Origin of the sequence: Gemmatimonas sp. UBA7669 (assembly GCF_002483225.1) — a bacterium.
Classification (GTDB): domain Bacteria; phylum Gemmatimonadota; class Gemmatimonadetes; order Gemmatimonadales; family Gemmatimonadaceae; genus Gemmatimonas.
Map to the genome: position 1 here is coordinate 116,706 of NZ_DLHL01000063.1, position 19,575 is coordinate 136,280.

Sequence of the window (19,575 nt, forward strand, 5' to 3'; positions counted from 1 at the left end):
TCCGAGGGCCGTCAGGGAGCGAGCCTGGACCGCTCGGCCACCGCCTTGTCGAGCACGGCACGAATCTCCTGTTCGAGTTCGGCCGCCGTGGCTCGATACACCGACAGGTCGCCGCCAAACGGATCACTCACCGGACGCGGATTGGTGCCGGCATATCCCGTGAGCAGGTGACTGCGCCCTTCGCCGCCCAGGGCTTCTGCGCGCTCGAGATGATGCGGACCCATGGTGAGGATGAGGTCGGCTCCCGCCACCAGTTCCGGGGACAACTGGCGCGCACGGTGCTGGCTCAGGTCCATGCCCTGCTCCATCGCCACGAGCAGCGCACCATCGGACGCCGGGGCATCGGGCCACGCGCTGGTGCCGGCGCTGCCCACTGTCACGGACGACAGACCACGATCGGCGATGAGCCGTCGTGCGATGGCCTCGGCCATCGGGCTGCGACAGGTGTTGCCGGTGCAAACGAACAACAGGTGCATCAGGATTCACTCCGGTGGACCGGCGAGAACAAACCGAGAACAACAGTTGGCATGCGGGCCCCTCCGCGTGCACGGGCCACGACGCCGACGGTGATGCGAATAACATGGCGGCAAAGGACCAGCCATCCAACCGACGGGCGCCAATTCGTGGTGCCGGTCCCGTCAGCTATAGCCAGCTGCGGCACCAGGCGTTCGCCCATGCCACATCAGTGATCACCCACCAGGTCGGGTACCACGTCACGCAGCGTGGCCGCGGACAGCACACCGGGACGGATGACACGTGGCCGGCGTCCGGTGCAGTCGACCACCGTGGATGGCGGTGAAGGGGCGAGTCCTCCGCCATCGAGGACGTGCAGCACGCCGCGGTGGATGGCGTCCGGCCACTGCGCGAGAATTTCGCTGGCCTGGGTGGCAGGGGGAACGCCCGGTCGATTGGCACTGGTGCTGGTGATGGGCTCTCCGTACGCGGCCAGCAATCGCTGCAGGCCCTCATGCGGCGTCCAACGCACCGCCACGCCGCCCTCGGGACCACGCAGGCGCGCGGGCACGCGTCGGTCGCCGCCTGGCAGGACGAGGGTAAGTGGTCCGGGCCAGAAGCGCGCGGCGAGATGCGCGGCGTAGGTGGGCAGATGCAGGTCGAGACGGGCAATCTGACTGGGATGCGCGATGAGCAGCAGAAAGGGTTTGCCTGGCGGACGCCCCTTCAGCTGCACGAGGGTCTCCACCGAGTCGTGATCGACGGCCGTGCCGAAGCCGTACACCGTTTCGGTGGGATAGGCCAGCACGCCGCGTTCGCTGAGATGCAGGATGGCCGGACGAATGGCCGCCTCCACCTCCGCCGGCGACCAGAACGGCGTCGAACGCAGACTGTGCATGCTCATCTCCGCGACTCCGAGACGATACCAGCGCGTGTCAGCACCCTGTCATTCATCGCGCAGCAGGCTGAGCGCGTCGGCGCGCGCAAAGTCCACCTCTTCGGTGATCTTGAGTCCGCGCTCGCTGCCGCGCACCACCACCACCGGCAATCCCAGGCGTTCGCAGAGGGCCGCGTCATCCGTGGCGCCAATGTGATCACGACGCGCCGCCACGTGCGCTTCTTCGATCATGCGACGCGGGAAGGCCTGCGGCGTTTGTGCACGCCAGAGTCGCGTGCGATCCACCGTGCGCAGAATGCGGCCGGTCTCATCCACTTCCTTGAGCGTATCCACCACCGGCAGGGCGGCCACGGCACCATGCCCTTCGCGCGCCGCCGCAATCACGCGATCGATGGTCGCGTCGGTCACCAGCGGCCGTGCCGCATCGTGCACCACCGCGATGGTGACTTCTTCGGGCAGGTCCTCCAGCCCATTCACCACGCTCTCATGACGCTCGCGTCCACCGACACTGACCAGCAACCGATCGACGTCACACTGAAACAGCCAGGGCGGCGGATCCGCCGCGTACGCCTTGGGCAGCACCACCACCACGACCGCCACATCAGGTCGGGCCATGAAGGCCTGCACGCTGTGCAACAGCGCCGGCTTGCCCGCCACCCAGCGGAATTGCTTGAGTTCCGTGCTGCCCGTGCGACTGCCCGACCCACCTGCCACGATCACCACCCCCACATCGCGCACGGTGTCACCGCCAGCACGTGCCGTCTCCGGACGTGATGCCACCACCGGAGGCGGAATGATGCGTCGCGGGGGCTGAGGACGCGCTGCGCCGCTCTCGCCCTGCGTGTTGGACTCGCCGGATGAATCAGTCGTGCTCATGAATCGCTTGCCGCGTTGGTGGTCGTGTTCGTTGCCGCGTAGGCTGACGTGCAGCGTCGCCAGTCATTCCGCGCCCTTGCCCAGCGTGCGCTCGAGCACGTCGCGCAGGGTGCGCACGCCGATCAGCCGCATGTCGCCTGGCACACGGCGCGGCAGCGCCCGATCGGAGAGATAGGCGGTGGTCATGCCCAGCTTGGCCGCTTCGGCCAGACGACGCTCGACCTGCGACACCGGACGCACTTCCCCACCAAGCCCCAGCTCGCCCAGAAAGATCGCCTGTGCCGGAAGTGGACGGTCCACGACACTCGACGCGAGTGCCGCCACCACCGCGAGATCAACGCTGGGTTCCTGCACCCGCATGCCGCCCACCACGTTGCAGAACACATCGAGCTGCGCGCACGAGAACCCGCCGCGCTTGTCGAGCACGGCCAGCAGCAGCGCCAATCGGCGGCTGTCGATACCGTTGGCTACACGTTGCGGCGTGCCAAAGCCCGCCCGCGCCGCCAAGGCCTGCACTTCCACCAGCACGGGACGCGTGCCTTCCATCAGCGCACACACCGCGCTGCCGCTGGCGACATCCCGGCGATCGCCGAGGAAGAGTGCGGAGGGGTTCTCGACGGGCACGAGCCCCGACTCGAGCATCCGGAACACGCCGATCTCGTCCACGCTGCCAAAGCGATTCTTGGTGGCGCGCAGCACACGATGATCGAGCGTACCGTCCCCTTCGAAATACAGGACCGTGTCGACGATATGTTCGAGTGTCTTTGGGCCGGCGATGCCACCACCCTTGGTCACGTGTCCAATCACGAACACGGTGGTGTTGCTGTCCTTTGCAAAGCGCATCAGACGGGCGGCACACTCGCGGACCTGCCCCACATTGCCCGGCGCGCCTTCCAGCAGTTCCGTATGCACCGTCTGAATGGAGTCCACGATGAGCACCTGCGGCCGGCGGCCATCGGCTCCCGCCACTTCAGCAGACGCGATGATCGTTTCCAGCGACGTCTCCGTCAGCAGCGACACCGCGGCCGCGTCTTCGGCCAGCCGTTCCGCACGCAGGCGCACCTGCAGTGCGCTCTCTTCGCCCGATACGTAGAGCGTGGCCAGCCCCGCCTGCTCCAGGCGCGCCGCCACCTGCAGCAGCAGTGTGCTCTTGCCGATGCCGGGCTCACCACCCACCAGCACCATGCTGCCCGGCACGATGCCGCCGCCGAGCACAAAGTCGAACTCGTCGAGGCCGGTTCGCCAGCGCGGTGTGGCCGTGGTGGAGACGCGGCCGAGCGCCACGGTGGGCGCGGCAACGCCTCCGGCCTGCCTGGCCGCGGTGCGCTTGCTCGTGACCACCGGCGACACCACTTCCTCCGCCAGGGTGTTCCACGCGCCGCAGCCTTCGCAGCGTCCCGCCCACTTGGGTGATTCCGCCCCGCACTCCGTGCAGCGATACACCGACCGCGACTTGCCGCCAGCCTTGGCCATCAGAAGGGCGTGCCGCTGAAGTCGTCGTCATCACCGCCCTTCACGAGCTTGGGGCCACCATACCCGCCTCCACCACCTCCTCCATACCCACCGCCGCCATACTCCGGCGGTGGCTCACGATTGGAGAAGTTGTCGAAGCGCGTGTACTGCTTGTGGAAGAACAGTCGCGCACTGCCAATGGGACCATTGCGCTGCTTGCCGATGATGATCTCGGCACGTCCCTCCAGCGACGGATCCTTGAGGCGACCGTTCTCGTCGCGCTCTGCATACACTTCCTGACGGAAGATGAACATGATGACGTCGGCGTCCTGCTCGATGGCGCCCGACTCACGCAGGTCGGAGAGCTGCGGGCGACCCTTGTCGTCACCGGTCCGCTGTTCCGGTGCACGCGACAACTGCGAGAGCGCCACCACCGGCACACCAAGTTCCTTGGCCAGCGCCTTGAGTCCTCGCGAGATCTGCGAGACCTCCTGCTGACGGTTCTCCACGCCGGCCGGTCCCGTCATGAGCTGCAGGTAGTCCACGATGATGAGGCCGAGGTCGTGTTCGGCCTTGAGACGGCGCGACTTGGCGCGCATGTCGAGCAACGTGATGCCCGGCGTATCGTCGATGAAGATGGGCGCATGGCTCAGAATACCAGCGGCCTGCGCCAGACGTGGCATCGATTCGTCGAGCGCCCTACCACCTTTACGCAACGCCTGCGCATCGATCAGCGCTTCCGCCGCCAGCATACGCTGCACCAGCGACTCCTTGCTCATTTCGAGCGAGAAGAAGGCCACCGGCACCTTGGCCGTGATGGCCGCGTGCTGCGCGATGTTGAGCGTGAACGCCGTCTTGCCCATGGACGGTCGCGCGGCCACGATGATGAGGTCGGCCGGCTGGAAGCCCGAGGTCATGTGGTCGAGCTCGGTGAAGCCCGTCGGCACGCCGGTAATGGCCTGATCGCGCTGCGCCAGGAGTTCGAGCTTCTCCATGGCCGGCCAGAGCAGTTCCTTGATGCGCGCGAATCCGCTCTTCTCCTTGCTCTGTCCCAGCGAGAAGATGCGCGATTCCGCGTTGTCCAGCAGATCCGTGGCGGTCGTGCGTCCCTCGAAGGCCTCCTGCACGATCTCGGTGCTGACCTCGATGAGTCGACGCAGCAGCGCCTTCTCCTTCACGATGCGTGCGTGGTACTCCACGTTGGCCACGGTCGGCACCGCATCGAGCAGGAAGGCGAGATACTCGCGTCCGCCCGCATGCTCCAACTCACCACGCCGTTCGAGCTCATCGGCCAGCGTGAGCGGATCCACCACGCTGCCACGCTCGGTAATGGCCACCATGGCGCGAAACAGACGACGATGTCCCTCGCGGTAGAACATCGAGTCATCGACATGCTCGGCCGCGCGCATGATGGCGTCGGCGTCCAGCAGCATGGCGCCCAGCACGGCCTGCTCCGCTTCCTCGGACCAGGGCGGACGGCGTTCCTTGTACGGATCGCGTGATGGGGCGGTGGCAACCACCGGTGCGGCACCGGTGGCGGTGACGGCAAGACTGGTCATGAACGACTCACTCGAACGATCGCTGCGGTTCGGCGGCGCGTGCGGCGTCGAGCACACGACGCGCCAACTTGACGTCTTCCCACGTGGGACGCTTCCACGCTTCATTGCGCAGCAGCGCCGCGGGATGATAGGTGACGATGAGTGGCACGCCGTGGAAGCGATGAATGCGCCCACGCAGCGCGCCAATGGCGGTGCCGGTCTGCAGCAGGGTCTGCGCCGCGAAGCGTCCCAGCGCGAGAATGACGCGCGGACGCACCAGCTCGATCTGCCGCAGCAGATAGGGCTGACACGCGAGCACCTCGTCGGGATTCGGGTCGCGATTTCCCGGCGGACGATGCTTGAGCACGTTGTGGATGAACACGTCGTCGCGCCCCAACTGAATGGCCGCCAGAATCTTGGTGAGCAACTGACCCGCCTCACCCACGAACGGACGCCCCTGCATGTCCTCGTTGGCGCCCGGCGCTTCGCCGACGCATAGCAACTCGGCTCGGGGATGTCCCTCGCCCGGTACCGGATTGCGCGCGGTCTTGTGCAGTCCACAGCGCTGGCATGCCGCGATATGCTGCGCAACGGCCTCGAGGGACGGCAACGCGGACACGTCGGGTGATAGGTCCTGCACACGCGCAGCGCCGGCCTCGAGACCGGCGGGCACACCCAGTGCCGCCAGCCAATCCGGCAGAACCGCAGGCACGCCGGACAGACTCGCGGCGGAGGCCGCGGGGGATACCGGGGCCGGTGAGCTCGTACGCGCCGGGGTGGGCTGAGCCGGCAAGGACGCAGCGCCCGCATCCCCATCCGGGCGTCTCGTGCCCGCCTGTCTCAGCGTCTCACGCCAGTCCGTGCTGGACTGCGCATCGAAGCGCGCATCGGGAGCGGGTGGCGGCGGCGGCGGTGGTGCTGATTGCGCGGCAATGTCCGCATCGTCTGGAGCGGAAGGCGCCACCGGTGCAGCCGGCCGCGAGACGCGAGGCGGCTCGTCTCCCGCAGGCGCAGTGCCCCGGTTACTCCGCACCGATGCATTGGCCGCTCCCCCCCCGCGAACCCCCAACAGGCGCATCGCGTCTTCGACGGACAGCCCATCAAGCACAAACTCGGATTCACCGAGTTCGCGACGTTGCTCCAGGTATCGACGAAGGCGATCTCGGGCGTCCACGCGTGGCGACAATCACGAAGGGAGGTGGGGGCGACACACAGGGGGGAAGAAACGGCGCCGCGCCGGGACCGAAGTCGCGGCGCGGCGCGAGTGCCGAACACTCGGCTCGCGGCAACCAGCACCTTGGCGCTGGTCGCCGCAGCCGCCGGTCAGGCCGAGCGACGCCGCGGCACGACCTTGTAGTCGATCTCCCCGGACGACAGCTCCTCGAGGGCGCGCGTGGTGAGCTTCTTCTCGTGCAGCGAACGATCACGGGGGAACTCGTTCAGCACCCGCGCAAACTTGGCCGCGATGAGCACGCTGAGGTACTTGTTGGCCGCGTGCTTGGTAACGTCGGTCGGTGTGAAAACCTGCATCAGTCGCCCTGGCTGAAGTCGTGAATTTCCTGCTCGAGTTGTGCGATCAGTGCCTCCACCTGCGCCTCCACGGCATGCACCCGATCGTGGCGCAGTCCTTCGGCGTCGATGATCGCACTCACCTGCTCCACGGCCCGCTCGAGATCGTCGTTCACCACCACGTAGTGATAGCGACCGACTTCTCCCAACTCGGCCCGCGCGTTGCGCAAACGCACCAGCAACTTCTCCCGATCCTCACTCTTGCGCGCGGTCAGGCGGGACTTGAGTACCTCACCCGACGGCGGCAGGACAAAGATCAGCACCGTGTCGGGAAACGCCGCGTGGAACTGCCGCGCACCCTGCACATCGATGTCCATCAACACGTGGCGGCCCGTTCCCAGCACCCGCTCGACCTCCGAGCGCAGGGTGCCGTAGTGCTGACCGTGCACCTCCGCCCACTCGGCGAAGTCGCCGCGCGATACGCCATCGAGGAAGGCGTCGCGCGACAGGAACCGGTAGTCCCGGCCGTCCACCTCGCCCTCGCGTGGTGCACGCGTCGTGCAACTCACAGAATAACCCAAATCACTCCGCCGCTCCAGCAGACGACGAGCGATCGTGGTTTTCCCACCGCCACTTGGGGCGGACAAAATGACCGGAAAAGAGCTCACTCGAGGTTCTCGACCTGTTCGCGGATGCGTTCCAACTCCTCCTTGAGCCCCACGACCTCATGGAGAATGGCCGCATCTGCAGCCTTGCTGCCCGTCGTGTTCACCTCGCGCAGCATTTCCTGCAACAGAAATCCCAGACGCTTGCCCACCGGTTCGCCGGCCTGGTCCTCCAGTGTGGCGCGAAACGCGGTCACATGCGATCGGAAGCGGTCCAACTCCTCGGCCACATCCATCCGGTCCGCCAGAATCGCAATCTCCTGCGCCAGTCGGGCCTCATCGACCTGCAAGCCGTCGGTCAACTCCTTGACCGCCAGACGCAGACGGTCGCGGTGAGCGATGAGGCGCTCCGGGGCCCGCTCGGCGATGCGTTGCATGGCCTGCTCCATGAGGGCCAGGCGCTCGTGCAGCACCGCCGCAAGGCGCAGCCCTTCCTCGCTGCGGGACCTGGCCAACCCATCAAGCGCCCGGTCGACAATGGCCAGCAACTCCGCGGACGTGCCGCTGGTGTCGTCTTCACGCGGCGCGGCGAGCACGTCGGGCATGCGCAACACCGTGGCGAGGTCCACTCCACCACTCAAGGCATGGCGCGTGAGCAGGGTGCGCAACTGATCAACGGCCGCGGCAAAGCGGGCTTCGTCGACACCGAGCGCGCTTTCCGTCGTGCGTTCACTGCGCGCGGTCAGCGTGACATGACCGCGGCTCACCTTGAGCCGCATGGCTTCGCGCACGTCCGCTTCCCATCGGCCAAAGGCTCCGGGCAGCTTGATGCTCGGTGAGAAGAAGCGGTGGTTCACCGTGCGCACGTCCACGTGCACGCGCAGGGCGCCCACGGTGCCTTCGGCCTGGCCGTAGCCGGTCATGGAGCGAATCATCGCTGCAAGCTAGGCAGGCCGGGTCAATTCCAGAACTCCCAGCGCACGCCATACATCTGCACGGCCGACGGCATGGTGATGCCGCGGATCTGCTCGTACTGGCCGCCTGTCAGGTTGCGGTACTGGTAGAACAGGATGGCGCGTTGAATGCGGAGCTCCAGCATCCCGGTGACCACCTGGGCCGGCTCGGTGACGCGCAGATCGAGGCCTTCGTCGTTTTCGCCGTAGAAGAACGGCACCCCGCCACGTCGATCGTAAATGAGTCGCGTGTTGACGCTGAACTCACCCTTGGGGAAGCGGCTCAGCCAGTCGCTGATGAGTGCCAACTCCACGCGCACGTGCGTTTGCGGCGTGGTGAACTGGGCCTTGTCCCAGCGAATGGTCTGCACGTCGAGGCGCAGATCCTTGTACAAGCGGCCACGCGCGTTGACCAGCACACCGGTTGATGCGGCGTTGGCCAGCACCCGGGCCGGCGCACCCACGAGCACCAGATTGTCGAATTGCGTGGCGTCTTCGCGCACCAGACCGCCACCCACCCACAACTGGCCAATCCGCACAGCGCCCTCGGCGCGCAGTGCGCTGGACTGTGGTCGGCCCGTGGTGTCGTCGGGCGATCGCGTGCTGTGCGCCGCCGAAAGCTGCAGCCACGGGAATGGCCGGGCACGCAGCCGGAGGTCGGTGCGATCGGTGCTGTCGCGCCCATTGCGCTCCGCATACGCCGAAGCGTCGAAGATGCGCCAGGTGGCACCTACGCGCAGCGCGGGCGCATGCCGCAGTGCACCGTCCATGGGGCGCGCACGATGCGTGTATGACGCGTTCCACCATGAAGCGCGGTACCCAACCGCCACCAGGTGCTGCGTCTGTGAGCGTAGCGTGTCCAGCGAGACCACAGTGGTGTCGGTCTCCGTTGAATCGGCGCCGTCCTCCCCTCCTGCCGATCCGTCATCCGACGACGTGGCGCCACTATCGCCCTGCATGCGCACGCGCAGCGCACCGCTGACGGCCTGCGCCCAGAAGCCCCGCAACGTGTCGCCGTAACCCACGCGCACATAGCCTTCGCGGCGCTGGCCCTTGTAGGACGGCAGACTGTCGAAGTCTTCGCGCGGTGTGTGCGAGTCGCGTTCGCGCGCCACGTTGCTGCCGTAGGCGTCCACGCTCCACTTGTTGCGCGCCCATCCGAAACGACCGCTGAACGACTGCACACTGCCGTCGCTTCGCAACTGTGTGGTCTGTCCGGCTGGTGCGCCAAATGCGGAGACGCGACCGGTCTGCGTGGCGACCTGCTGCCCGCCCAGTTGCAGCATGAGACCGTTGCGCCAGCGTCGGGCAAACAGCCCGCGGAAGCCGTTGGTGTTGAGGTCACCCGTGAAGATGTCGACGCGGGTGAACGGCGTCGTTTTCACGACTGAGGCCGTGCGCATCCACACGCGCACTTCACTGGGCGCGCGCTCGATCACGATCTCGTCGTACGCCCACAGCTGGATGTCGGTGAGATCCACCGCACCGCCATTGCGCACGTCGATGGCATCGACTTCCAGGCCATCGATGAAGAGACGAACGCGACGGGCATCGCCCAGGTAGGTGGCCACGTGCAGGCCGGCCATCCAGCCACTGCGAAAGGTGCTGACACCCGGCACACGATCGAGCAGATCGGCGAGGTTTACCGCCCCACTCGACAGAATCTCGCGCCCTGTGAAGCGCAGACGCTCCTCGGTCTCGCGCATCGGCGTTTCGTAACGCGTCAACGGCGACTTGATGGAGTCCGCAAGAATGGCCTGCCGCACACTGTCGGTGCGTGCGAGGATGCGCGCGCGCACGATGGAATCGGCCACCGCCGCACTGTCAGCCGGTGGACGCGGGGGCGTCTGCCCCTGCGCATGGGCCGTACTTCGGGCAGCGCCGGCCATCGTCACCAGAGCGACGAGAGCCAGCGCGCGGGTCCGCCATGACGTCAAGACACCCGGGCCCGGACGAATTCAACAAAGGTGCCCACCGGCGTACCGGTTGGGCCCCGCGGAATCCAACCCAGATCGGCCTGCGAGTAGGCCGTGCCGGCCACGTCGAGATGCACCCAGGGGAATCCGTCCACGAACTCCTGCAGGAACAGCGCCGCCGTGATGGAGCCGGCGGCGCGGCCACCCGTGTTCTTCACATCGGCCACGTCGGACTTGATCTGCTCGCGGTAGTCATCCCACATGGGTAGCGCCCAACCCGGCTCACCAGCGGCCTCACCGGCCGCCAGGACTTCGTCCACCACTGCCTGCTCCGGCCCGAATACCCCCACGGCATTGTGGCCCAGGCCAATCACGATGGCCCCGGTGAGTGTGGCCGCGTCGATGGCCACCGCCGGATTGAAGCGCCGGGCGTACACGAGCAGGTCGGCCAGGACGAGACGGCCCTCTGCGTCGGTGTTGATGATTTCGATGGTCTTGCCGTTGGACGCACGCACCACGTCGCCCGGCTTCACCGCTTCTCCGCTTGGCATGTTGGTGGTAGACCCCACAATGCCCACCACGTTCACCGGCAGCTGCATCCGACCGATGGCTTCCATGGCGCCCATCACACCGCCAGCGCCCGACATGTCGAACTTCATCCACTCCATCTCGGGAGCGGGCTTGATGGAGATGCCGCCCGTGTCGAAGCACAGCCCCTTGCCGATGAGCACGACCGGCTGCTGATCGGCCGGGCCACCGCGGTGCTCCAGCACCACGAGGCGCGGCTCCTGCGACGTACCCTGCGCGACCGACAGGAACGAGCCCATGCCCGCGTCGGCCATGTCGGATCGGCCCATGACCGTGAGATGCATGCCGTGTCGCGAGGCAATGTCGCGGCCGACTTCCACGAACGTTTCCGGTGTGCAGTAATTGCCCGGCATCTGTCCGAGCCTCTTGGCCAGGTCCTGTCCGGCGGCCAGCGCCTCGCCGGCGGCCAGGGCGCGGCGCGCGTCGTCGGTATCAGCGGTCAGCAGCACCACGCGCTCCACGCGAGCGCGCCGATCCTTTTCCGCCGGTGGCGTGAGCAACTCTGCGTACTGCCAGGACCCGGCGGCGGCGCCAATGGCCAGGCCTTCAATGGCGGCCACGTCACCTTCACTACCGGGTATCCAGCAAGTCATCTCGGGCACGCCCAACTTGTTGACCGCACGCGCGGCCACGGCGGCTGCGCGGCGCGCCACGCTTCGGCTCAGCGGCGCCGCACCGCGTCCCACCAGCAGCACGCGCTGCACCCCCGTGTCGCCGCCGGCAAGCAGCAGCGTTTCATCCCGTCCGCCGCGAAAGTCCCGACGCGTCAGACTGCGCGACAGCGTGCCATGCAGCTGGGTATCAAGTGGCTCGAGGACGGACTGCCACGACGCGTTCCACGACACATCGGATGGCAGCACAATCGCCAGCAGCGATGTCTCGAGCGACGCCGCAGCGGCGTGGGTAAGCGAGAAGGAAAGCGGCATGACGGAGCCAGAGTCGAAAATTCGGAGACGCCGGCACCAGCCGGCGCGCAGGAAACGCGGAAGCTAATGCACAAGGCCCGGCACCGCAGCGCGGTACCGGGCCTTGAGAAGCTGGGGCGGGTGGACTCGAACCACCAACCGTCCGATTAACAGTCGGATGCTCTGCCATTGAGCTACACCCCATCAGAAACCGATGCAGTCCACCAACCGGACGCGCATGGGTTTGCCGCTGTAACGCACCACCCTGCGCAAGCGTTGGTCACCCTCGGTGACTCGTCTCACACATGGCCCCCCAACGGCATGCCCAGAGTGGGGGTCGAACCCACAAGACCTTGCGGTCGGAGGATTTTGAGTCCTCTGCGTCTGCCAATTCCGCCATCCGGGCTCGCGCCAGGTACGGCGCACCACCAAGTGTACACGAACGGGGCAGCGCCCGCTACCGCCGGCCTGCCCCGTTCCGTTCAGTCCATGCTCAGCGTTCGCCAGGCGGCCGTTGATAGCCCCGACGTCGACTGCTGCTGGTATCGCGGCGGTCCCGTTCGTCCTTGCCGTCACCCATGCGACTGTGCTGCATCTCCTGCATGCTCCAGCGCAGTTGTTCCTGCAGGGCAAAGTACCGGGCACGCTGCACCGCGGTGAGAAAGCGCGAGAGCTCCTTGAGTTCCTGCTCCGAAACTTCAAGACGACGGCGCTCCAGCACCGGTACCTGATCGAGCAGCTCCGCCACGCGGGCTTCGTTGGCCTTGTCGCCAGCCATGAGCTCGCGACGCAGCGCCAGACGAATGCGGATTTCTTCGCCACGGAGCGTGCGCCGTTCCTGCTCGGTACGCGAGGCCACTTCACGCAGCCGGCTGTGCTGTTCGTCGGTCAGTTGCAGACGCACCCGCACCAGTGAATCGAGACGCTCACGAAACTGGCGCTCGAGCTCCTGTGCACGCTGCGCCCCGCTGTACCCTGAACGACGCGGCGTGCTTCCGGGAGGTCCTCCGGGCGGTCCGCCCTGCGCCGCAAGCGCCGGTGCCATCAACAGCAGCCCACCGAGGGACGCACCAACGAGCCGGTGCCACATCGTCGTCTTCATCGCGGGCCCCCGCCGAGGGCATTGGCAAGCCCGGACGGCATCGGCTCCGAGTTGGGCGCGCCATCCCAGGCTTCAAGCCGGTCGAGCATGCGCTGCAATTCTTCGTCGGTGTAGTTGCCCAGGTCTCCGTACGACACGGACACATCCGGCGCCGGCAGATCGACCGACGGCTGCGCCACGGCCAGCGACTCGCTGTCCGGCAAGGCGGAGATCGTCATGAGGCTCTCGGCGGCCACCACCGTGCCGGAGCCGTCGAAGGCCCGCACGCCCTGCCGCGCCACGATGACAGACGCCGCGCCAGCCAGCAGCACACCCAGGACGGCGGCGATGCGCAGCGAGGGCACGCGTTCCATCAAACCACGGGCACCACTCACACGGCGTGGGCGAACCGACGGCGTCCGCATGGACGGCGCCGTGCTGATGTCGCGAACCATCGGATCGGCAACCGGATCGACCGCTCGCGGCGGCGCCGGCAAGGCGGCCACGATGCGTGCCACGTCAGGCATGGCCACCACCGGACGCACGCGCTGCACGACCCGCAGTAGCTCCAGATCGTCCGCGCAGGGCGTACACGACGCCACATGCTCGGCCAGCTGCGCCATCTGCGTTTCGTTCAGCAACTCCGCCGCGTAATCGGGGAGCAGGTCCTGCAGCTCGGGGCTGCGACACTCAGTCATCGAGAAACTCCTTTACCGCCCGCATCGCGTTGTGGTAGTGCACCCGGGCCGACCCCTCGCTGGTGTCGAGGATCTCGGCGATATCCCGGTAACTCCGGCCTTCCTGCACGCGCAGCAGGAACACCTCCCGTTGCAGCCGGGTCAGGCGCGAGAGCGCCTGGGTCACCCGTTGCGACAGTTCATCCGCCATCAGCGAGTCGAGAGCGTCGAAGCCCGTCACGGCATCGGCGTCCTGCAACTCCACAGTGCCCGACCGCCTTGCCTCACCGCGTCGCCGGTCGATGATCAACCGGCGTTCGATGGTGAAAAGCCAGGTGCGCAGCGAGCTGTCCGACCGAAACTGGTCCAGCGCAGCAAACGCCCGCACAAACGTGTCCTGCACCACTTCGTCGATCTCATCGCGCACCCCCAGCTTGGCGGCGAAGCGCGCCAACGCCTCAGCGTGCCGCTCCACGAGGAGCGTCGCCGCGCGCTGGTCGCCAGCCTTCCACTGTTCGATGAGCATGCCGTCAAGCCGGGCATCCTCCTGTTGGGTGGCGTCGATCATACCTTGCTGATGGTTGGACGCTGCGGGATCGCCAATGTTAACCTGTGGTCCCAAACCCTGAACACTGGTGACGGACCGATGACGGCCCAGTGCTTGACCGGGCGGGCGGTGAAGCGGAGCTTCGCCTCATGGACAGCACAGAACAGGCCAGAGATGGGTCGTTGATGCCCCCGCGCCACCGCCCTCGTATCGTGGCCCATCGCGGAGCCTCGCGGGACGCCACGGAGAATACCCTGCGCGCCTTTGCGCTGGCCCTTGACCAGGGGGCCGACGGCATCGAACTGGACGTGCACGCCACCCGCGACGGCGTCTGTGTGGTGCACCACGACGCCCAACTGCCTGCCTCAAACGGACGACGGGATGCCATCGCCGACCTGACCTGGACCGAACTCGCCGACCGCCGACTGTCGTCAGGGGATCCTGTGCCCACGTTGGCCGCCGTGTTCGACCTGGTCGGGGCGCGCGCCACCATGTACGTGGAAGTGAAGGGACGAGGCATCGAGGCCCTGGTGGCGTCCGTGCTGGATGCCTATCCGCAGGTGGACAGCGCGGTGCACGCCTTCGACCATCGCATCCCGGTGGCGCTCAAGGCGCGGCGCCCGTCCACACCCATTGGCCTGCTCAGTACGTCCTACCCGCTGTCGCTGGATGGGGTGTTGGCCGGCAGCGCTGCCCGCACGCTGTGGCAGCACGTGGACCAGATCGACGAGGCCCTGGTTCACGCCGTCCACGCCCGCGGTCTCGAGCTCATGGCTTGGACGGCAAACGACATCCCCCACGCGCGCCTGTTGGCGGCGTGGGGGGTGGACGGTCTGTGTACGGACCTGCCGGGCGCTATGCGTGCGGCGTTGGCGGGCTAGCCTCGGCCCCGGCCGACGGCGGGGGCGCCGTGGGGCCTGTGGACGCCGGTGACGGGGCGCTGGGATCGGCCGGCGGCGGCGGCGGGCTGCCCGGCGAGGCCCCCGCGCTGGCCGCGGCCTTGGCGTTCGCCAGATCCGTTTCGAGACGCCGCGCCTCGTTGTCCTTCTGGCGGAGGGCGTCCATGAGCCGGGCCCGCGCGTCCGCCTCAAGTTCCCCGCCTGCCTCGAGGGCGCGGAATACCGCATACCCCAGGGCCTCGGCCGCCTTGTCCGCCTGCTCACGCACGCGATAGGCGTCGACGCGCAGCTTCCCCTCGTCGAACACGTCCTGCGCGGCCTTGCCGGCCTTGTCGATGCCCTGCTTGACCTTGTCCCACAGTGCCATGGTATCCGTCCTTGCTGGTGGAGTGGCGTGTGGAGACCCTACGGTTACCGGCCTCCGGAAGTTGCGGGCCCAACGCAAAAGAGCGCCCCCTTGCGGGGACGCTCCATGCACGCCGGTGAGCCGGGAGGCTTACGCCTCGACCGTCTGCTCGGAGTCTTCTTCGACGTACTCCACGGGGAGCACGTTGACCTTGTAGGCCTTCTTGCTCTTGTGTGCGAACTGCACCACGCCGTCCACCAGCGAGTAGATGGTGTAGTCCGTGCCCATGCCCACGTTGGCGCCCGGGTGCCACTTGGTGCCGCACTGACGCAGGATGATGTTGCCAGCCGTCACGAACTCACCGCCGTACTTCTTGATTCCCCGGTACTTCGGATTGGAATCGCGGCCGTTGCGTGAGGAGCCGACGCCTTTCTTATGTGCCATGACGAATACTCCGGAAAGGCAGCGCACCGCGAGGCGCGCCGCCGATGCTCAGCCGAGGGTGATGTCCTTGATGCGGACTTCCGTGAACTTCTGCCGGTGGCCCTGCTTGCGGGCGTAGTTCTTCCGGCGCTTGAACTTGAAGACGATGATCTTGTCTTCGAGGCCGTGCTTCACGATCTCCGCCGTGACCTTGGCGCCGGAGAGCGTGGGCACGCCCAGGCGGACCTGCGAGCCGTCGGAGCCGAGCAGCACGTCGTTGAATTCGACGGCGGTGCCCGCCTCGCCAAGCAGCGAGGGGATCCGAAGGGTCTTGCCCGGCTCGGCACGGTACTGCTTGCCGCCGGTGCGGATGATCGCGTAGCTCATGGGTGATTCCAGGTAGATGCGTTCCAAACGTAGCCTAGAAGCTTACCGGAACACGGTTTAGGTGTCAACTGGCTGAAGGCAGCCGAGTCGGGGAATATTGCGGGGAACGTGATGGGGCGTTTGCCCAGGCTGAAGTCTTTGCGACTCAGGCCAGGGCGTACTGCTGGGTGATGTCCCGCTGGGCGCCCCGCACCACGAGTTTGATCTCGTCGGGCTTGAGCAGCGGATCGTCGCGCAATTCGAGCGGGAACCCGGCCAGTTTTTCCAGCCGCTTCACGAACTCGTGTTCCTGCTCCAGCACGTGGAGCGCCACCTCCGGGTGCAGCCGGAGGGTGACCGACTCCTTCCGCCCCTCGGCCGCCATGCGCCGCACGGCCCGCTCGGTGCGCCGCACGATGGTCTCGGGCGTGAACACGCGTCCGGTGCCGCTGCAGGTCGGACAGGCCTCGGTCATGCTCTGGTAGTGGCTCTGGCGCACCCGCTGGCGCGTCATCTCCACCAACCCCAGTTCGGAGACGGCAAAGGCTTTGGTGCGTGCGCGGTCGCGACCCAGGTGGGTGCGGAGCTCGTGCAGCACCTTGTCGCGGTTGGCCTGCGTCTCCATGTCGATGAAGTCGCAGACAATGATGCCGCCCACATCGCGCAGCCGCAGCTGCCGCGCAATTTCCCGGGCGGCTTCGGTGTTGGTCTTGAAGATGGTCTTCTCGGGGTCACGTTTGCCCGTGTATCGCCCCGAGTTCACATCGATGGAGACCAGCGCTTCCGTTTGCTCGATGATGATATAGCCGCCGCTCGGCAGATCGCAGCGGCGCTTGAACAAGTCACGGATTTCGGTCTCGATGCCTTCCTTGTCGAACAGGGGCACCGTGGCTTCATACAACTTGACCCGCTCCACCAGCTCGGGCGCGATGCCCTGCAGGTATTCGGTGATCTCGTTGTACACCTGCTTGGAATCGACCGAGACGCGCTCCACCTTGGCGCTGAACAGGTCGCGCACGAGGCCGCGCGTGACGTTCGTTTCGCGGTGCACGAGGGCCGGCGCGCGCAGGAACTGGGTTTTGCGCTTGATGCGCTTCCAGTTGTTCATGAGCGTGTTGAGTTCACGCTCGAACGTTTCCTTGGTGGCGTCTTCCGACACCGTACGCACGATGACGCCGCCGGCGTCGTCGGGCAGCATTTCCCCGACCATGGCGCGCAGGCGCTGACGCTCGCCCCGCTCGTCGATCTTGCGGCTCACGCCCACCTTGGACGCAAAGGGCATGTACACCAGGAAGCGACCGGCCAGCGAAACCTGGGCCGTGACCCGGGGCCCCTTGGTTGAGATCGGCTCCTTGGTGATCTGCACCAGGATGTCCTGGCCGCGCTTGAGCAGGTCCTGAATGGGACGAACCTCTCGGCGCCCGCGGCGACCACCGCCGCCGCTGTCGTCCGACGAATCCTCGTCGTCGTCATCGTCGTCGGAGACCTGTTCGTTCTCCACGACCACGTCGGCCGCGTGCAGAAACGCGGACTTTTCGGTACCGATGTTGACGAAGGCGGCTTGAATACCGGGCAGCACGGCTTCGACCTTCCCGAGATAGACATCGCCCACCATGCGGCGGGCATCGGGCCGATCGACCAGCAACTCCACCAGTTGGCCGTCCTCGAGAATGGCGACCCGCGTTTCGCGCGGTGTCGCATTCACCAGGAGTTCTCGCTTCATTGACGCATACCACGTTCGCAGGGCGCCTGGCGACTCCAGGCACCGAGGCCGCGGTGCAACACGGTGAACCTACGGGATGGCCCGCGCGCGCCGGAGGAGGGGGCCGCGGCACGGACAAACGTCACAGGGCTCCCCCACCAGACCGACCGATCGGACGGACACCTCGCGCCCGCCAACGCGGCCATCCAGCGCGTCGGACTGACCGACCGCAGCAGGAGGCGCAGAACACGGGAATGAACACGGGCATCCGCGATCGACGCACACGAGGTGTGTCGGGCGGTGAGACGCGTACGTGGGTCGGTCGGCGGCGCGCTGGCCCCGGCCGGCCCTCCGCACAAACGCAAACGGCCCGCGAGTCGCGCGGGCCGCCGGCGCCTGAAGCGACGGCTAAAGGAACGGCGTAAGCTACCGTGGGGTGAGGGTTTCCCGCAATGTGGCTGAAGTCGATACTCAAAACTCCTCACCCAAACGCAAAACCCGGAACTGATCAGTCCCGGGTTCTGCGTTCAGGTCGCGAGTCCCGAGTACCTCAGGCCGCCAATCCCTTCAGCAGGTGCCGCGCGATGACCAGACGCTGGATCTCGCTCGTGCCCTCGCCGATTTCACAGATCTTCGCGTCGCGCATGTAGCGCTCCACCGGGTAGTCCTTCGTGTACCCGTAGCCGCCATGGATCTGGATGGCCTTGATGGTGGCGCGCATGGCCAACTCCGAGCAGAACAGCTTGGCCATGGCCGCTTCCTTGCCGAACGGCTTCCCGTTCTGCGACAGCCAGGCGGCATGGTACATGAGGTGACGGCCCGCCTCGATTTCCGTGGCGATGTCACTCAGCTGGAACTGTACGCCCTGGAAGCTCGCAATGGCCGAGCCGAACTGCTTGCGCACGCTGGCGTACTTGAGCGACTCATCGAGCGCCCCCTGGGCGATGCCCAGCGACAGCGCCGCGATGCCGATGCGACCGGCATCGAGCGTCTTCATGAAGTTGATGAAGCCCAGGCCTTCGGTGCCCAGCAAGTTCTCTTCGGGCACTTCCACGTTGTCAAACAGCAGTTCACGGGTGTCCGACGCACGCCAGCCGAGCTTGTCTTCCTTCTTGCCGGCCTTGAAGCCCGGCATGTTGGGCAGCGTGTCGTCATGACCCACACCGAGCACGCGGCAGGCGTCGACGTCCACCGATTCCTTGGTGAGAATGAAGCTCGAGATGCCTTTCGTGCCCGCCGAAGGGTCAGTCACGGCCGTGACCACGAAGACCTCACCAACGCCCGCGTGCGTGATGAAACGCTTGCTGCCGTTGAGGATGTAACGGTCGCCCTTCTTCACGGCCGTGGTACGCGTACCGCCGGCGTCGCTGCCTGCCGCTTCCTCGGTGAGGCCGAAGCCGCCGAGCACCTTGCCGCTGGCCAGGAGTGGCACATAGCGCTCGAGCTGCGACTTCGTACCGAAGTTGACGATGGGCGAGGTGCCCAGCGTGGTGTGGGCGCTGATGGTGATCGAGTGCGACGCGCAGACCTTGGCCAGCTCTTCGATGGCGATCATGAAGCTGATCGTATCGAAGCCGGCGCCGCCAAGCTCTTCGGACCACGGCACACCAAGCAGACCAAGCTCGCCCATCTTCTTCACGTTCTCCCAGGGGAACGTCGAGGCTTCGTCATGCTGCGCCGCGACCGGCGCCACATGCTCGCGCGCGAAGGCGCTGACCATGTCACGAACAGCGAGATGCTGCTCGGAGAAGTACAAACTGTCGTCCATTGCCGACGGTGGGTTCAGGGCAGGTAAAGGAGGGCAACTGCAGGTGGGACCGGTGCCCGCACGTGGCACGCGT

The 19,575-nt window shown here is 66.7% G+C and carries 20 protein-coding genes and 2 tRNA genes; 1 reads left to right on the top strand and 21 read right to left on the bottom strand.

Translation table 11 applies throughout. From position 1 onward, the window contains the following. Positions 1–11 precede the first annotated feature (11 nt). The 16 genes from B2747_RS19405 to B2747_RS19480 all read right to left on the bottom strand — a co-directional run bounded on the left by B2747_RS19405 (position 12) and on the right by B2747_RS19480 (position 14,019). On the bottom strand, positions 12–476 hold the full coding sequence (locus tag B2747_RS19405) for a low molecular weight protein arginine phosphatase (RefSeq protein WP_291164957.1): 465 nt from the start codon (positions 474–476) through the stop codon (positions 12–14). Between the two features lie 206 nt (positions 477–682). Next, a complete protein-coding gene (locus B2747_RS19410; protein WP_291164958.1) occupies positions 683–1,357 on the bottom strand; it encodes an L-threonylcarbamoyladenylate synthase in 675 nt (224 codons plus the stop codon). 42 nt (positions 1,358–1,399) lie between these two features. Beyond that, positions 1,400–2,227, bottom strand: coding sequence for a 2-C-methyl-D-erythritol 4-phosphate cytidylyltransferase (gene ispD / locus B2747_RS19415; RefSeq protein ID WP_291164960.1), 828 nt, complete (start codon positions 2,225–2,227; stop codon positions 1,400–1,402). Positions 2,228–2,290: 63 nt separating this feature from the next. Continuing rightward, entirely contained in the window at positions 2,291–3,700 is a 1,410-nt protein-coding gene (gene radA / locus B2747_RS19420) for a DNA repair protein RadA (RefSeq protein WP_291164962.1), read from the bottom strand. Beyond that, complete coding sequence (gene dnaB, locus B2747_RS19425; protein WP_291164964.1) at positions 3,700–5,238, bottom strand: replicative DNA helicase; 1,539 nt, start codon at positions 5,236–5,238, stop codon at positions 3,700–3,702. Before dnaB ends, radA begins: the two co-directional genes overlap by 1 nt. A gap of 7 nt (positions 5,239–5,245) precedes the next feature. Next, positions 5,246–6,181, bottom strand: coding sequence for a uracil-DNA glycosylase (locus B2747_RS19430; RefSeq protein WP_291164966.1), 936 nt, complete (start codon positions 6,179–6,181; stop codon positions 5,246–5,248). A gap of 359 nt (positions 6,182–6,540) precedes the next feature. Beyond that, entirely contained in the window at positions 6,541–6,747 is a 207-nt protein-coding gene (locus B2747_RS19435) for a DNA-directed RNA polymerase subunit omega (protein ID WP_291164968.1), read from the bottom strand. Continuing rightward, a complete protein-coding gene (gmk, locus tag B2747_RS19440) occupies positions 6,747–7,394 on the bottom strand; it encodes a guanylate kinase (RefSeq protein WP_291164970.1) in 648 nt (215 codons plus the stop codon). The genes B2747_RS19435 and gmk overlap by 1 nt, the downstream gene beginning before the upstream one ends. Further along, complete coding sequence (locus B2747_RS19445) at positions 7,391–8,266, bottom strand: YicC/YloC family endoribonuclease (RefSeq protein WP_291164972.1); 876 nt, start codon at positions 8,264–8,266, stop codon at positions 7,391–7,393. Before B2747_RS19445 ends, gmk begins: the two co-directional genes overlap by 4 nt. 23 nt (positions 8,267–8,289) lie before the next feature. Continuing rightward, positions 8,290–10,173: a TonB-dependent receptor plug domain-containing protein gene (locus B2747_RS19450; protein WP_291164974.1), complete on the bottom strand. Its 1,884-nt coding sequence runs from the start codon at positions 10,171–10,173 to the stop codon at positions 8,290–8,292. Between the two features lie 44 nt (positions 10,174–10,217). Continuing rightward, on the bottom strand, positions 10,218–11,714 hold the full coding sequence (locus B2747_RS19455) for a leucyl aminopeptidase (protein WP_291164976.1): 1,497 nt from the start codon (positions 11,712–11,714) through the stop codon (positions 10,218–10,220). Between the two features lie 111 nt (positions 11,715–11,825). Then, positions 11,826–11,897: transfer RNA gene (locus B2747_RS19460), tRNA-Asn, on the bottom strand. A 118-nt stretch (positions 11,898–12,015) separates the two neighbouring features. Beyond that, a tRNA-Leu gene (locus B2747_RS19465) sits at positions 12,016–12,099 on the bottom strand. Positions 12,100–12,186: 87 nt separating this feature from the next. Beyond that, a complete protein-coding gene (locus B2747_RS19470; protein WP_291164978.1) occupies positions 12,187–12,795 on the bottom strand; it encodes a hypothetical protein in 609 nt (202 codons plus the stop codon). Then, positions 12,792–13,472, bottom strand: a complete 681-nt coding sequence (locus B2747_RS19475; RefSeq protein WP_291164980.1) for a zf-HC2 domain-containing protein — start codon at positions 13,470–13,472, stop codon at positions 12,792–12,794. Before B2747_RS19475 ends, B2747_RS19470 begins: the two co-directional genes overlap by 4 nt. Further along, positions 13,465–14,019 (bottom strand): RNA polymerase sigma factor, encoded by a 555-nt coding sequence (locus B2747_RS19480; RefSeq protein ID WP_291164982.1) that lies wholly within the window; start codon positions 14,017–14,019, stop codon positions 13,465–13,467. The genes B2747_RS19475 and B2747_RS19480 overlap by 8 nt, the downstream gene beginning before the upstream one ends. 191 nt (positions 14,020–14,210) lie before the next feature. Between B2747_RS19480 and B2747_RS19485 the strand changes: the two genes are divergently transcribed. Continuing rightward, entirely contained in the window at positions 14,211–14,879 is a 669-nt protein-coding gene (locus B2747_RS19485) for a glycerophosphodiester phosphodiesterase (protein ID WP_291164984.1), read from the top strand. Here the strand turns inward: B2747_RS19485 and B2747_RS19490 are convergent. From B2747_RS19490 to B2747_RS19510, 5 genes are all read right to left on the bottom strand, one after another. After that, on the bottom strand, positions 14,854–15,264 hold the full coding sequence (locus B2747_RS19490; RefSeq protein WP_291164986.1) for a hypothetical protein: 411 nt from the start codon (positions 15,262–15,264) through the stop codon (positions 14,854–14,856). The genes B2747_RS19485 and B2747_RS19490 overlap by 26 nt on opposite strands. A 129-nt stretch (positions 15,265–15,393) precedes the next feature. Then, complete coding sequence (gene rpmA / locus B2747_RS19495; protein ID WP_291164988.1) at positions 15,394–15,687, bottom strand: 50S ribosomal protein L27; 294 nt, start codon at positions 15,685–15,687, stop codon at positions 15,394–15,396. Positions 15,688–15,735: 48 nt separating this feature from the next. Then, the gene (rplU, locus tag B2747_RS19500) at positions 15,736–16,053 is read right to left on the bottom strand and encodes a 50S ribosomal protein L21 (protein ID WP_291164990.1); all 318 of its coding nucleotides are present in this window, start codon (positions 16,051–16,053) and stop codon (positions 15,736–15,738) included. A gap of 145 nt (positions 16,054–16,198) precedes the next feature. Further along, positions 16,199–17,755 (bottom strand): Rne/Rng family ribonuclease, encoded by a 1,557-nt coding sequence (locus B2747_RS19505; protein ID WP_291164993.1) that lies wholly within the window; start codon positions 17,753–17,755, stop codon positions 16,199–16,201. A gap of 529 nt (positions 17,756–18,284) precedes the next feature. Next, positions 18,285–19,502, bottom strand: a complete 1,218-nt coding sequence (locus tag B2747_RS19510) for an acyl-CoA dehydrogenase (protein WP_291164995.1) — start codon at positions 19,500–19,502, stop codon at positions 18,285–18,287. Positions 19,503–19,575 lie beyond the last annotated feature (73 nt).

Coding starts and splice junctions, on each gene's coding strand:
- radA (WP_291164962.1), bottom strand. CDS start 3,700: ATGGCCAAGGCTGGCGGCAAGTCGCGGTCGGTGTATCGCTGCACGGAG.
- B2747_RS19505 (WP_291164993.1), bottom strand. CDS start 17,755: ATGAAGCGAGAACTCCTGGTGAATGCGACACCGCGCGAAACGCGGGTC.
- B2747_RS19490 (WP_291164986.1), bottom strand. CDS start 15,264: ATGGCACTGTGGGACAAGGTCAAGCAGGGCATCGACAAGGCCGGCAAG.
- B2747_RS19405 (WP_291164957.1), bottom strand. CDS start 476: ATGCACCTGTTGTTCGTTTGCACCGGCAACACCTGTCGCAGCCCGATG.
- rpmA (WP_291164988.1), bottom strand. CDS start 15,687: ATGGCACATAAGAAAGGCGTCGGCTCCTCACGCAACGGCCGCGATTCC.
- B2747_RS19480 (WP_291164982.1), bottom strand. CDS start 14,019: ATGATCGACGCCACCCAACAGGAGGATGCCCGGCTTGACGGCATGCTC.
- B2747_RS19435 (WP_291164968.1), bottom strand. CDS start 6,747: ATGCAGGTTTTCACACCGACCGACGTTACCAAGCACGCGGCCAACAAG.
- ispD (WP_291164960.1), bottom strand. CDS start 2,227: ATGAGCACGACTGATTCATCCGGCGAGTCCAACACGCAGGGCGAGAGC.
- B2747_RS19450 (WP_291164974.1), bottom strand. CDS start 10,173: ATGGCCGGCGCTGCCCGAAGTACGGCCCATGCGCAGGGGCAGACGCCC.
- rplU (WP_291164990.1), bottom strand. CDS start 16,053: ATGAGCTACGCGATCATCCGCACCGGCGGCAAGCAGTACCGTGCCGAG.
- dnaB (WP_291164964.1), bottom strand. CDS start 5,238: ATGACCAGTCTTGCCGTCACCGCCACCGGTGCCGCACCGGTGGTTGCC.
- B2747_RS19455 (WP_291164976.1), bottom strand. CDS start 11,714: ATGCCGCTTTCCTTCTCGCTTACCCACGCCGCTGCGGCGTCGCTCGAG.
- B2747_RS19475 (WP_291164980.1), bottom strand. CDS start 13,472: ATGACTGAGTGTCGCAGCCCCGAGCTGCAGGACCTGCTCCCCGATTAC.
- B2747_RS19510 (WP_291164995.1), bottom strand. CDS start 19,502: ATGGACGACAGTTTGTACTTCTCCGAGCAGCATCTCGCTGTTCGTGAC.
- B2747_RS19470 (WP_291164978.1), bottom strand. CDS start 12,795: ATGAAGACGACGATGTGGCACCGGCTCGTTGGTGCGTCCCTCGGTGGG.
- B2747_RS19410 (WP_291164958.1), bottom strand. CDS start 1,357: ATGAGCATGCACAGTCTGCGTTCGACGCCGTTCTGGTCGCCGGCGGAG.
- B2747_RS19445 (WP_291164972.1), bottom strand. CDS start 8,266: ATGATTCGCTCCATGACCGGCTACGGCCAGGCCGAAGGCACCGTGGGC.